At 71.1% G+C, this 13,307-nt stretch carries 7 protein-coding genes; 5 read left to right on the top strand and 2 right to left on the bottom strand.

Annotation, left to right across the window (positions count from 1 at the left end):
* Nucleotides 1-59 precede the first annotated feature (59 nt).
* The gene (gene purU, locus HRJ34_RS00630) at nucleotides 60-914 is read right to left on the bottom strand and encodes a formyltetrahydrofolate deformylase (protein ID WP_208633078.1); all 855 of its coding nucleotides are present in this window, start codon (nucleotides 912-914) and stop codon (nucleotides 60-62) included.
* A gap of 61 nt (nucleotides 915-975) precedes the next feature.
* Complete coding sequence (locus HRJ34_RS00625) at nucleotides 976-1,632, bottom strand: response regulator (protein ID WP_226948992.1); 657 nt, start codon at nucleotides 1,630-1,632, stop codon at nucleotides 976-978.
* Nucleotides 1,633-1,755: 123 nt separating this feature from the next.
* Between HRJ34_RS00625 and HRJ34_RS00620 the strand changes: the two genes are divergently transcribed.
* The 5 genes from HRJ34_RS00620 (at nucleotide 1,756) to pbpC (ending at nucleotide 13,287) form a co-directional block, all read left to right on the top strand.
* The gene (locus HRJ34_RS00620; RefSeq protein WP_208633076.1) at nucleotides 1,756-2,385 is read left to right on the top strand and encodes a response regulator transcription factor; all 630 of its coding nucleotides are present in this window, start codon (nucleotides 1,756-1,758) and stop codon (nucleotides 2,383-2,385) included.
* On the top strand, nucleotides 2,382-4,871 hold the full coding sequence (locus tag HRJ34_RS00615) for a CHASE3 domain-containing protein (RefSeq protein ID WP_208633075.1): 2,490 nt from the start codon (nucleotides 2,382-2,384) through the stop codon (nucleotides 4,869-4,871). The genes HRJ34_RS00620 and HRJ34_RS00615 overlap by 4 nt, the downstream gene beginning before the upstream one ends.
* Complete coding sequence (locus HRJ34_RS00610; RefSeq protein WP_011952005.1) at nucleotides 4,868-5,248, top strand: response regulator; 381 nt, start codon at nucleotides 4,868-4,870, stop codon at nucleotides 5,246-5,248. Before HRJ34_RS00615 ends, HRJ34_RS00610 begins: the two co-directional genes overlap by 4 nt.
* A 193-nt stretch (nucleotides 5,249-5,441) precedes the next feature.
* Nucleotides 5,442-11,174, top strand: coding sequence for an alpha-2-macroglobulin family protein (locus HRJ34_RS00605; protein WP_208633074.1), 5,733 nt, complete (start codon nucleotides 5,442-5,444; stop codon nucleotides 11,172-11,174).
* A 10-nt stretch (nucleotides 11,175-11,184) separates the two neighbouring features.
* Nucleotides 11,185-13,287 carry a penicillin-binding protein 1C gene (gene pbpC / locus HRJ34_RS00600; protein WP_208634437.1) on the top strand — a complete coding sequence of 701 codons (2,103 nt, stop codon included), beginning with the start codon at nucleotides 11,185-11,187 and terminating at the stop codon, nucleotides 13,285-13,287.
* Nucleotides 13,288-13,307 lie beyond the last annotated feature (20 nt).

Genomic DNA, 13,307 nt, shown 5'->3' with positions numbered 1-13,307 from the left:
CCGCTTTCGCGGGAATGACGGAAAAATGGGCAAATAGACAGGTCGAAACTGGAAATAGCCTAGCTGAACACCACCGTCGTCGCGCCGTTCATCAGGACGCGGTCCTCAAGGACCGCGCGGACCGCGCTGGCGAGGACGCGGCGCTCGATGTCGCGGCCCTTGCGGACGAGGTCGTCGGGCGTGTCGCGATGGCTGACCCGTTCGGTGTCCTGTTCGATGATCGGCCCCTCGTCGAGGTCGGCCGTCACGAGATGGGCGGTCGCGCCGATCAGCTTGACCCCGCGCGCATGCGCCTGGTGATAGGGCTTGGCGCCCTTGAAGCCGGGCAGGAAGCTGTGGTGGATGTTGATGCAGCGCCCGGCCAGGAAGGCGGCAAGGTCGTCCGACAATATCTGCATGTAGCGCGCGAGCACGACCAGCTCGGCGCCGGTCGCCTCGACGATCGCCTTGATGCTCGCCTCCTGCGCGGCCTTGCTGTCGCGGCCGACCGGCAGGAAATGGAACGGGATGTCGCCGAAGTCGAGATGCGCATAGGTCTCGCGCGGATGGTTCGAGACGATGCCGACCGGCTCCATCGCCAGCTCGCCGATCTTCCAGCGGTAGAGCAGGTCGGCGAGGCAATGGTCGAACTTGCTGGCGAGCAGCAGCACCTTCTTGCGCTCGGCCGAGGCGCGAAAGCGATGGTCGAGGCCGTGATCGGCGGCGACCGGCGCGAAGCCCGCCGCGAGCTGCCCGATCGTGGCGCCGCCGACCAGCGCGAATTCCACCCGCATGAAGAAGCGGCCGGTCAGCAGGTCGTCGAACTGCTGCGCCTCCAGGATGTTGGCGCCGTGCCGTGCCAGCGAGGTCGACACGGCGGCGACGATCCCGGGATGATCGACACAGGACAGGGTGAGGATATGGGTCTCGGCCACGACAGCTCCCTTGCGCGGCCAGTGCGCCGCGCCAGCCGCTTGGCCGCCGCCGCCCGGTCGGTCAAGCCCCTGCCGGCGGCGCGATCGCCTCGATCGTCAGCGCCCGGACGGTGGGCCATGCCGCCCGGTCGTCCTGCAACGACAGCCAGGCGGCGCTGAGCGTCGGGAAGCCCAGCGTGCCGGCCAGTCCCCCCATGCGATGGCCGATCGGCCGCGCATCCGCGCCGCCGTCGATCTGGGCGACCGCCTCGGCCAGGTTGGCGTGCAGCCGGCCGATCATCGAAGCGGCGCCGTCCGGCCCCAGCAAAGCGGCGAGCTGGCCGCCTTCCGCCGCCGTTTCGGACGGCGTTTCGTCGCCGAGCCAGCGACGCGCGGCCGCGACCAGCGTGCGCCCCTCGAACGGCTTGGCGATCCAGCCGTCGAAACCGCGATCGGTGAAATAGCGTTCGCCTTCGGCCGGATGGAGGCTGGTGAAAGCCAGGATCGGGCAGTCCACCTTCCGCCCCCGGAGCGCCGCGACGACCTCCCGGCCGTCGTCCCCGCCGAGCTGGATGTCCATCAGGACCAGGTCGTAGCGCCGCGCGGCGAGCCGGCCGAGCGCCCCGGCGCGGTCGGCCGCATGATCGACGGCGGCCGACAATGGCCGCAGCAGCGCCGTCACGATCGCATGATAGGCCGGCTCGTCGTCGACCAGGAGAAGCCCGTAATTTTCCCGCATACTCGCCAAGCCCAAAAAATTATAATAACCAACGATCATCCTGCGTTCCATCGGCCTTTCGGGCGGGCCGGAGAGCGAGGGGAAGCGGGGCCGTTCCGGCCGGCTGCATGTCGGGGAGGAGGCGTGACGATCGGAAGGATATTGATCGCGGACGATCATCCGCTGATCCGCGAAGGCATTCAGCTTTCCATCCGGGCGCGGCATCCGGGCCATGTCGTCGACGTCGCCGGCTCGATCGCCGAGGCCGAGGCGCTGATCCAGCGCAACGGCGCCTACAAGCTCCTGCTGCTCGACTATGAGCTGCCCGACGCCAACGGCTTCGGGGGCTTCTTCCGTCTCCAGCACCTGCTCGGCCGTACCCCGATCGCGATCATCTCCGCGCATGACAGCGAACAGATGGTGGCGACGACGCAGGCGGTGGGCGCGTCCGGCTTCCTGTCGAAGCGCCAGCCGCTCGACGCCACCATCGCCGGCATCGAGATCATCCTGGGCGGCGGCCGGGTCTTCCCCGCCTCCGCGGGGCCCGACACCCATATCGACATGCTGCGCAAGCGGCTCGACAGCCTTTCGGGCGCCCAGCGGCGCGTCCTCCTGGCGCTGGCGGGCGGCGACCTCAACAAGCAGATCGCCGCCGATCTCGGCGTTTCGGAAGCGACCATCAAGGCGCATCTGTCGGCGATCTTCCGCAAATTGGGGGTGACCAACCGGACCCAGGCGATCCTGATGATGCGCCCGCTGTTGCAGCCTTCATGACGCTGACCCAGTCGCGCCAGCACAGGATCCGGCCGAGCTGGCTGCAGATCGGCCTGATCGCCGCGATCGGGCCCCTCCTGCTCGCCGCCATGGCGGTCTGGTTCGGGGGCGAGAGCCGCCGCAGCGAGGCCACGCGCCAAGCCCTGCAATCGAGCTTCGTCTACCAGCGCGAGGTCGAGCGGCTGTTCTCGCTGATCAAGGATGCGGAAACCGGGCAGCGCGGCTATCTGATCAGCGGGTCGCCCGCCTTCCTCGGCCCCTATGACGACGCCAGCGCGAAGATCGACGCTCAGGTCCGACAGGTCGAGCGGCTGCGCCCGGACTATGCCGACGACATGCAGTTCGCGCGGCTGAAGCAGCTCATCGCCGCCAAGTTCGCCGAGATGCGCCAGGTCATCGACATGCGCGACCGGACCGGACCGGAAGCCGCCGCCGTCCGGCTGCGGCAGGGGCTGGGCAAGCGCCAGATGGACAGCATCCGCTCGATCATCGGGGAGATGGAGGCGCAGGCCGACCGCGAAGTGGCGGAGCTGCAGCGCCACCAGGCGGAACGGCTCGCGCGCAACCGGACGATCATCTGGAGCGCGATCGGCTTCATTGCGGTGATCGCCGGCCTGCTCGGCTTCCTGCTCGGCCGCGGCCGGCGGACCAACAACCGCCTGGCCTTCGAGCATCACGAGGCCGCCGCGCGCCAGCGCGCGATCTTCGACAGCGCCACCGACGGCATCATCCTGATCAACCCGAGCGGCAGCATCGAGACGATCAACCACGCCGCCGAGCGCATGTTCGGCTATAGCGCGGAGCAGCTGCTGCGGCGCGACATCTCGACCCTGGTCGACATCGCGCCGGGCAACGGCGCCTTCCTCGAACGGCTCGGCATCCGCGACGGACAATTGCAGAAGACCGAGCTGATCGACCTGACCGGCCGCGACCGGCAGGGCGAACCGGTTCCGGTCGACGTCGTGGTCGGCACCATGCCGCTGCCCGACGGCATCCACATCGTCGCGGCGCTGCGCGACGCCGCCGGCCGCAAGGAGATCGACCGGCTCAAGGATGATTTCATCTCGACCGTCAGCCACGAGCTGCGCACCCCGCTGACCTCGGTCGTCGGCTCGCTGACCCTGCTGCGCAGCGGCGCCGCCGGGCAATTGCCGGCCGAGGCGCAACGGCTCGCCGAGATCGCCGAGACCAACAGCCAGCGGCTGATCCGCCTGATCAACGACATCCTCGACATCGACCAGATCCGCAAGGGCCGGATGGCGTTCGAATATGCCGTGATCGACCTGCGCGACGTGATGACCAAGGCGGCGCATGCGATGCAGGGCCTGGCCGACCGCCGCTCGATCCGGATAGAGACGCTGATGCCGTCGACCCCGGTGATGGCCTGCGCCGATGCCGACCGGCTGGTCCAGGTGGCGGGCAACCTGCTGTCCAACGCGGTCAAATTCTCGCCCGAGGAAGCGACCGTCAGGTTCGAGCTGATCGAGGGGCGCGACGATCACGTCATCCAGATCACCGACAGCGGGCCCGGGATTCCGGCGGAGTTCGCCAACAACATCTTCCACCGCTTCGCGCGCGGCAGCCAGCCGTCGCGGCAGATCATCGCCGGAACCGGCCTCGGCCTCGCCATCTCGCGGGAGATCGTCCGCAGCCATGGCGGCGAGATATCGTTCGAGAACCGCGCCGAGGGCGGCGCGCGCTTCGCGTTCAGCATCCCGCGCGACACCACCCAGGCGTCCGAAGCGATCGAGATCGGATCGGCGCGGCTGCTGATCTGCGAGGACGATGCCGATGCGGGACGGACCGTCCAGTCGATCCTGACTGCGCACGGCTATGCCAGCGACCATGTGACGACGATGCGCGAGGCGATCGCCCATGCCCGGTCGCAGCCCTATGCCGCGATCCTGCTCGACATGACCCTGGCCGACGCCGACGGCTCCGACGTGATCCGGGCGATCACCAACGACCCCGGCACCGGCAAGCCGCCGATCATCGTCATCTCCGGCATCGCCCCGCCCGCCGACATCGATCACCAGCCCTATGCCGGCTGGCTGCAGAAGCCGTTCGATCCGCGCCGGCTGATCCAGCTCATCCAGCGCGCGATCCGCCGCCAGGGGCAGAACAAGGCGGTGATCCTCCACATCGACGACGACGGCGACACGCGCGAGCTGTTCGCGGCGGCGCTCGCCGGGCGCGGGCTGCTGCTCAACGCGACCAGCCTGTCGTCGGCCCGCGCGATCCTCGACGAGCGCCGCCCCGACGCGATCGTGCTCGACCTCGGCTTGCCCGACGGATCGGGGCTGGCGCTGCTGTCCGAGATCAAGTCCTGGGACAAGCCCTTGCCCGTCATCGTCTATTCGGCCCAGGAGATGGACGAGGAAACCCGGCGGCTCGCCGATGCGGTGCTGGTCAAGTCGCGTCGCGCGCTGCCGAAGCTGACCTCGACGGTGCTCGACATCGTCGACCGTCACGGTGGACCGCAATGACCGAGCAGACCCGCATCCTCTATGTCGACGACGAACCCGACATCCGGCTGATCGTTGAGCTCGCCCTGCGCATCCGGCCCGGGATCGAGGTCCGTACCGCCGATTCGGGCGAGGCGGCCCTGGAGGTGCTGAGCGGCGGCGACTGGCGGCCCGACCTGACGATGGTCGACGTGATGATGCCGGGGCTGACCGGGCCCGACGTGCTCGCGGCGATGCTCGACGATCCGGAACTGGCGAAGATCCCGGTGGTGTTCGTCACCGCCCGCGCCCGCCCGCAGGACGTCCGGACCTATATCGATCAGGGCGCCAGGGGCGTGATCACCAAGCCGTTCGATCCGCTCACCCTGGCCGACCAGGTACTGGCGCTGATCGCCTAGGCCATTCCATCTTTTCGTCATTCCCGCGAAAGCGGGAATCCACGGTCACGGAGCATCCGGTCCCTTGCGGGCCGCCGTCCATGGATTCCCGCTTTCGCGGGAATGACGGGAAGGAGGCAAGCGTCAGGACAGTGACGAAAATCACTGGCCTTGTCCCCGCATCTGCCACAAGCTGGAGGCCAAGGGAGAGTATATGCGTGGCGTCCTGAAACGGCTTGCTCCGGTCCTCCTGCTGCTCGCCTCGGTCGCCTCCTCGCAGGGCGGCGGGCCGAGCGTGCTGTCCGCGGGGCCCGGCAACGACGTCGGCGGTTTCCGCAGCTTCCAGATCCGTTTCTCGGCGCCGATGGTCCCGCTCGGCGAGCCGCGCGCGCGCGGGCCGTTCGACGTCAACTGCTCGGTCGCGGGCAGCGGGCGCTGGTCCGACCAGCAGAGCTACAGCTATGAGTTCGCCGCCCCGCTGCCCGGCGGGTCGCGCTGCACGCTGACCTTGCGGTCCGGCCTCGCCGGGCTCGACGGCACGCCGCTGGTCGGCGAGCGCAGCGCCTATGTCCTCGACAGCGGCGGGCCCGACGCCCGCGCCGTCCTGCCCGCGCGCTACGGCGGCTCGATCCAGCAGGACCAGACCTTCCTGATCGCGACCAACGTCCCCGCCGATCGCGCCTCGATCGCCAGCGAGGCCTATTGCGCGGTCGACGGGATCGGCGAGAAGCTGCCGGTCGACGTGCTGCCCACCGACGTGCCGCGCAAGCTGATCGAGGGCCTGCCCAACAACTACCAGCTCAGCAACTTCCTCGAGGAAGCCGGCCTCACCCTCGAGCGCGCCCGCGCGCCCGGCGGCCTGCGCAACCTCGTCGCGCTGCGCTGCCGCCGGCCGCTGCCGCCAGGCCGCGACATGGCGCTGGTCTGGCCGAACACAATCAGCGGCGGCGGCCGCACCGCGATCGAGACGCGCCGCTTCGACTATCGCGTGATCGAGGAGTTCACCGCGCGCTTCGAATGCACCCGCACCAATCCGCGCGCCGGCTGCAACCCGGTCGAGCCGGCCTATGTCCGCTTCACCGCCCCGGTGCCGCGCGGCACGGCGGCGGCGGTGCGCATCCGCCTGCCCGACGGCACCAGCATCGCCCCGGCCGGCTTCGACGACGGCGACGAGGGCGCCACCCCCTCGCCCACCGTGCAGAGCGTGAAGTTCGAGATGGCGGCCGATCGCCCGGCGACCGCCGCGACGCTGCTGCTGCCGGCGCGGGTGCTCGACGAGAATGACCGGCCGCTCGCCAATGCCCGCCGCTTTCCGCTGCCGATCCGCTTCGACGCCGCGCCGCCGCTGGCGAAGTTCGCCGCGACCTTCGGCATCCTCGAAGCGAGCGAGGGCGGCATGCTGCCGCTCACCGTCCGCGCGATCGAGCCCAGGCTGTCGGCGAAATCGCTGCCGATCGACGGCAGGACGCTGCGGCTCGGCGCCTCGGACGGCGAGGTCGCGGCCTGGCTGCGCCGGCTCGACGACGCCGAGGACAGCAATTTCACCGACGAGAAGCGCGGCGACGAGACCGTCACCGTCAACCACACCCGCGATACGCCGCTGCTCGCCCGCCAGCCGGGCCTGAAGCCGACCAGCATCCCGCTGCCAGGCAAGGGCAAGGCGTTCGAGGTCGTCGGCATCCCGCTCGGCAAGCCCGGCTTCTACGTGGTCGAGGTGGCGAGCCCGACGCTCGGCCGCGCGCTGCTCGGCCGCAACGCGATCCGCTATGTCGCGACCGGCGCGCTCGTCACCGACATGGCGGTCCATTTCAAATGGGGCAATGCCAGCTCGCTCGCCTGGGTGACGCGCCTCGCCAGCGGCGATCCGGTCGCCGGCGCCGCGATCCAGGTCAGCGACAGCTGCACCGGCAAGCCGATCGCGCGCGGCACCACCGACGCCTCGGGCCGGCTGCTGATCCGCGACAAGCTGCCGCAGCCGCAAACCTATGGCTGGTGCGACGGCGATTCCCACCCGCTGATGGTGTCGGCGCGCAAGGATGGCGACTTCAGCTTCACGCTGACGAGCTGGAGCAAGGGCCTCAGCCCCTATGACTTCGACATGCCTTTCCAATATGAGGAACGGCCGCTGATCTTCCACACCCTGTTCGATCGCACGCTGATGCGCGCGGGCGAGACGGTGCACATGAAGCATCTGCTGCGCCGCCCGATCGCGACCGGCTTCGCGCCGATGGCCGCGACGGGCACGCTGACCCTGCGCCATCGCGGGTCCGACACCAAATATGAGATTCCGCTGACGATCGGCCGCGACGGCATCGCCCTGAGCGAATGGACCGCGCCCAGGGGCACGCCGCAGGGCGACTATGACCTGTCGCTCCAGATCGGCAAGGACGAGGTCACGACGAGCCAGTCGGTGCGGGTCGACGAATATCGCCTGCCGACGATGCGCGCGACCGTGACCGGGCCGAAGCAGGCGCTGGTGCGGCCCAAGACCGTGCCGGTGAACCTCTATGTCGGCTATCTGTCGGGCGGCGGGGCGGCCAACCTGCCGGTCGCCGTCCGCACCAGCTTCGACCAGGCGACGCCGAGCCCGAAGGGCTGGGACGGCTGGAGCTTCGGCGGCGCGCCGCTCAAGGAGGGCGTCACCCCGCTCGACGACGACAATCGCGACCTCGCGGCGCCGCTGCCGGGCGTCCAGCTGCTCGCGCTCAACCTCGACCGGCAGGGCGCGGGCCGGACCAGCATCGCCATCCCCGAGACGGCGCGCGACGGCGCGACGCTGACCGTCGAGATGGATTATCCCGACGCCAATGGAGAGACGCTGACCGCGACCCAGCGGATGGTGCTCAACCCCGCCTCGCTCCAGCTCGGCATCCGCACCGACGGCTGGCTGATGAAGAAGGACGACCTGCGCCTCAAGCTGGTCGCGCTCGATCTCGACGGCAAGCCGGTCCAGGGACGCAGCGTCTCGGTCAAGCTCTACAGCCGCGAGATTCTCTCATCGCGGCGGCGGCTGGTCGGCGGCTTCTACGCCTATGAGAACAATGCGAAGGTCACCCGGCTGAAGCAGGGCTGCACCGTCTTCACCGACGCGCGCGGGCTCGCCTCGTGCCAGCTCGATCCGGGCATATCGGGCGAGGTCTATGCGGTCGCGACGGTGCGTGACGGATCGGGCAACGAGGCGCGGGCGGTGACCTCGGTCTGGCTGGCCGGCGGCGACTGGTGGTTCGGCGGCGACAATGGCGACCGCATGGACGTCATCCCCGAACAGCGCGAATATCGCGCGACCGACACCGCCCGTTTCCAGGTGCGGATGCCGTTCCGCTCGGCGACCGCGCTGGTGACGGTCGAGCGCGAGGGCGTGCTGTCGAGCTTCGTGACGAAGTTGTCGGGCAAGGACCCGGTCGTCGAGGTGCCATTGCAGGGCGCCTATGCGCCCGACGTCTACGTCTCGGTGCTGGCGGTGCGCGGGCGGGTCGCGGGCTGGCGGCTGTGGCTCGCCGATTTCGCGCGCCGCTGGCACCTGCCCTTCTTCCAGGACCTCGCCGCCAAGCCGACCGCTTTGGTCGACCTCGCCAAGCCGAGCTTCCGGCTCGGCGTGGCGAAGATCAACGTCGGCTGGGACCGCCACCGCCTCGCCGTCGACGTCCAGGCCGACCGCGCCAGATATCATGTCCGTGACCGGGCCCAGGTCGCGGTGCGGGTGACCGGTCCCGATGGCAAGCCGCCGCGCGCCGCCGAGATCGCCTTCGTCGCGGTCGACGAGGCGCTGCTCGCGCTGTCGCCCAACGAGAGCTGGAAGCTGCTCGACGCGATGATGGGCGAACGGCCGCTGGGCGTGCTCACCTCGACCGCGCAGATGCAGGTCGTCGGCAAGCGCCATTACGGCCGCAAGGCGGTGGCGGCCGGCGGTGGCGGCGGCGGCGACCTGACCCAGGTCAACCGCGAGGACTTCCGTCCCGTGCTGCTGTGGAAGGGCCGCGTCCCGCTCGACGCGTCCGGCATGGCCCGCGTCGCGGTGCCGCTGTCCGACGCGCTCTCCTCCTTCCGGCTCGTCGCGATCGCCAATGCCGGCGCCGACGGCTTCGGCACCGGCAGCACGACCGTCCGCACCCAGCAGGACCTGAGCATCTATTCGAGCATCGCGCCGCTGGTGCGCTCGGGCGACCGCTACGGCGCCAGCTTCGTGCTGCGCAACGGCTCCGAGAAGCCGATGACGGTGACCGCGCGGGTCGCCGCCAACCCGTCGATCGTCAAGGGCCCGCCGCTGACCGTGTCGCTGCCCGCCGGCGGGGCGAAGTCGGTCACCTGGTGGCTGACCGCGCCGACCGGGCTCGACAAGCTGGGCTGGACGGTGACGGCGCGCTCGGCCGACGGCCGCTCCAGCGACCGGCTGACCGTCGCCCAGACGATCGTTCCCGCCGTCCCCGTCGACGTGTGGGCGGCGACGCTGCTGCGCGTCGGCCCGCAATCGCTGGTACCGCTGACCCCGCCGATGGGCGCGCTGCCCGGCCGCGGCGGGATCGAGGTGCGGCTGAGCGACAGCATCGCGCCGCCGCTCGACGGGGTGCGGCGCTACATGCGCGACTATCTGTTCAACTGCTTCGAGCAGCGGCTGTCCAAGGCGATCATCGCGGGCGACATGGCGGCGTGGAACGGCCTCGCCGCCGACATGCCCGCCTATCTCGATCGCGACGGGCTGCTCCGCTACTTCCCCGACGACCGGATGGAGGGATCGGTCGCGCTGACCGCCTATGTCCTGTCGATCACCGCCGAGGCGGGGCTGGTGGTGCCCGAGGCCGAACGGACCCGGATGGTCGCGGCGATGCGCTCGGTGGTCGAGGGGCAGCTCAACCGCGACGTGCCCTGGTCCTACGACCCGCGCGCCGAGAAGCTGGCGGCGCTCGCCGCGCTCGCCCGCAACGGCGGATCGGAGCCGAGCCTGTTCGGCCAGATCGGCATGGCCGCGCACGACATGCAGACCTCGGCGCTGCTCGACTGGCTCGGCGCGCTGCTCCGCACCCCCGGCGCCGATCCGCGCGCGATCGCGGAGGCGGAGGCGGTGCTGCGCGGACGGATCGCCTATGAAGGCTCGCGGCTCGACTTCGTCGACAGCGGCACCGCGCCCTGGTGGATGATGAGCTCGGGCGACGAGATCGCCACCCGCGCGGTCGCGACCCTCGCCGGCCGGCCGGGCTGGCAGGACGAGCTGCCGCGCCTGCTGGTCGGCGCCGCGCTCCGCCAGCAGCGCGGCCATTGGGACACGACCACCGCCAATGCCTGGGGCGTGGTCGCGGTGCGGCGCTTCACCGGCCTCTATCCGCCCGCCGCGGTCGCCGGCACCACCCAGGTCGACCTGCTCGGCCTGTCGCGGATGGCGCGCTGGCCGTCCGCCGAGCCGGCGGTGCTGCGCTTCCCGCTGCCCGCGCAGCCGGCGCCGATCCGCCTCTCGCATCCCGGCGAGGCCGGTCCCTGGGCGCAGATCCAGGTGTCGGCGGCGGTGCCGATGCAGCAGCCCTTCTTCGCGGGCTATCGCGTCAGCCGGCAGGTCGAGTTCATCCAGCGCCGCGACCCGAAGAAGATGAGCAAGGGCGACGTGCTGCGCATCCGGTTGACCGTCGATGCCGGGGCCGAGCGCAACTGGGTGGTGGTCAGCGACCCGATCCCGGCTGGCGCGACGATCGTCGGCGACCTGGGCGGCCAGTCGGCGACGCTGGCGGCGCAGGCCTCGGGCGGCGACGGCGTCGGCCCCTCCTATGTCGAGCGCGGCCAGGATGCGTGGCGCGGCTATTATCAATGGGTGCCGCGCGGCCGCTTCACCGTCGAATATGCGGTGCGGCTCAACGCCCCCGGCCGTTTCCAGATGCCGCCGACCAAGGTGCAGGCGATGTATTCGCCCGAGATCCGCGCCGCGCTGCCCAACGCACGGATGTCGGTCTTCCCGCAGTGAGCCGACCGCGATGAGACTGCCGACGCGCCGAGCGTGGCGGCGGGCGGCGCTGTTCGGCCCGCTCGCGCTGCTGCTGGCGCTGTTCCTCCTCACCCTGCCGCCGGCGATGCCGGCGCCCGCCATGGTGAAGGCGGCGTGGCGACCGACCGAGAGCTGGCTCTACGACCGCGACGGCCGGCTGCTCGAAAGCATCCGGATCGACTTCACCCAGCGGCGGCTCGCCTGGGTGCCGCTCGACCGCATGGCCCCCGCTTTGCCCCGCGCGGTGATCGCGGCCGAGGATCGCCGCTTCGCCACCCATGGCGGGGTCGACTGGCTGGCGCTGGCCGGATCGATCCGCGACGGCCTGTCGGGCCGCCGCCCGCGCGGCGCCTCGACGATCACCATGCAGCTCGCCGGCTTCCTCGCCCCCGAGCTGGCCCGGCCGGGCGCCCGTTCGCTCCGCCAGAAGGCGCGGCAGATGCGGGCCGCGATGGCGCTGGAGAGAGACTGGTCGAAGGACGATATCCTCGAAGCCTATCTCAACCTCGCCGGCTTCCGGGGCGAGGCGCAGGGGGTGATGGCGGCGAGCCGGCAATTGTTCGGCAAGGCGCCCGACCGGCTGTCGGGCGACGAGGCGCTGTTGCTGACCGCGCTCCTGCCCGATCCGCAGGCCCCGCCCGAACGGGTCGCGCGCCGCGCCTGCGCGATGAAGCCCGCCGACTGCCCGGCGTTGACCGCGATCGCCGCCCGCTCGCTCGGCACCGCCCGCCGCCAGCGGATCGATCCCGGGCTCGCCCCGCACCTCGCCCGGCGGCTGATCGACCATGCGGGGATGCGGGTGACGACGACGCTCGACGGTGCGATCCAGCGCGCCGCGATCACCGCCCTCTCCCGCCAGCTCATCGGCCTGGGCGACCAGCGCGCCCGCGACGGCGCGGTGATCGTCCTCGACAACGCCACCGGCGACACGCTCGCCTATGTCGGCGGGGTCGGCGGCGCGTCGACGGCGGCGGCGGTCGACGGCGCCGGGGCGCCGCGCCAGGCCGGATCGACGCTCAAGCCCTTCCTCTACGCGTCGGCGATCGAGCGCGGCTACCTCACCGCCGGGTCGATCCTCGACGACAGCCCGGTCCAGCTCGACACCGCCTCGGGCCTCTATGTGCCCCAGAATTACGACCGCAGCTTCCGGGGCCCGGTCTCGGCCCGCTCGGCGCTGGCGGCGTCGCTCAATGTGCCGGCGGTGCGGACGCTGCTGCTGGTCGGCGTCAACGCGTTCCGCGACCGGCTGTGGGACCTCGGCTATCGCGGGCTGACCGAGGACGGCGACTATTACGGCTTCTCGCTCGCGCTCGGATCGGCCGAGGTGACGCTCGCCGAGCAGGCCAACGCCTTCCGCGCGCTCGCCAATGCCGGCCGCTGGTCGCCCGCCCGGCTGCGCGCCGAGGATCGCCGCGAGGCATCCCGCCCGGTGATCTCGCCCGCCGCCGCCTGGATCACCGCCGACATCCTGTCCGATCCGGGCGCGCGGGCGGGAACCTTCGGGCTCGACAGCGCGCTGCGCCTGCCCTTCTGGGCGGCGGTCAAGACCGGCACATCCAAGGCGATGCGCGACAATTGGTGCGTCGGCTTCTCGAGCCGCTACACCGTCGCCGTCTGGGTCGGGAACCTGGAGGGCGATTCGATGCGCGCCGTCTCCGGCACCAGCGGCGCGGCGCCGGTGTGGCGCGAGGTGATGCTGGAGCTCCACCGCCAGGCCCCGCCCCGCCCGCCCCGCCCGGCCGACGTCGAAACCGCGGTCGCTTCGCCGACGGGATCGAGCCGCCGCGCACCGAATATTTCCTGCGCGGCACCGGCACAGTCGGCCCGCCCCGCCCGAGGCCCGCCCGCCCGCATCGCCAGCCCGGTGTCGGGCAGCATCTACGCGCTCGACCCCGACATCCCCGGCGACCGCCAGCGCATCCGCATCCTCGTCGCCGGCGCGGTGGCGGGCCACCGCCTTGTCCTCGACCGCAGGGACATCGGCCCGGCCGACGCGCAGCCGCTCGTCCTGCCCGGCCCGGGCGCCCACCGGTTGCAACTGCGGCGCCCGGACGGCGGCGTCGCCGACCAGATATTGTTCACGGTGCGCTAGTCCCCGTCATCCCGGCGGAG

The organism is Rhizorhabdus wittichii (assembly GCF_017607425.1).
Taxonomy (GTDB): Bacteria; Pseudomonadota; Alphaproteobacteria; order Sphingomonadales; family Sphingomonadaceae; genus Rhizorhabdus; species Rhizorhabdus wittichii.
The sequence above is the reverse complement of the archived record's forward strand: the minus strand, read 5'-3'. Positions and strand labels throughout refer to the sequence as shown.

Coding starts and splice junctions, on each gene's coding strand:
- HRJ34_RS00625 (WP_226948992.1), bottom strand. CDS start 1,632: ATGCGGGAAAATTACGGGCTTCTCCTGGTCGACGACGAGCCGGCCTAT.
- HRJ34_RS00615 (WP_208633075.1), top strand. CDS start 2,382: ATGACGCTGACCCAGTCGCGCCAGCACAGGATCCGGCCGAGCTGGCTG.
- HRJ34_RS00610 (WP_011952005.1), top strand. CDS start 4,868: ATGACCGAGCAGACCCGCATCCTCTATGTCGACGACGAACCCGACATC.
- HRJ34_RS00605 (WP_208633074.1), top strand. CDS start 5,442: ATGCGTGGCGTCCTGAAACGGCTTGCTCCGGTCCTCCTGCTGCTCGCC.
- pbpC (WP_208634437.1), top strand. CDS start 11,185: ATGAGACTGCCGACGCGCCGAGCGTGGCGGCGGGCGGCGCTGTTCGGC.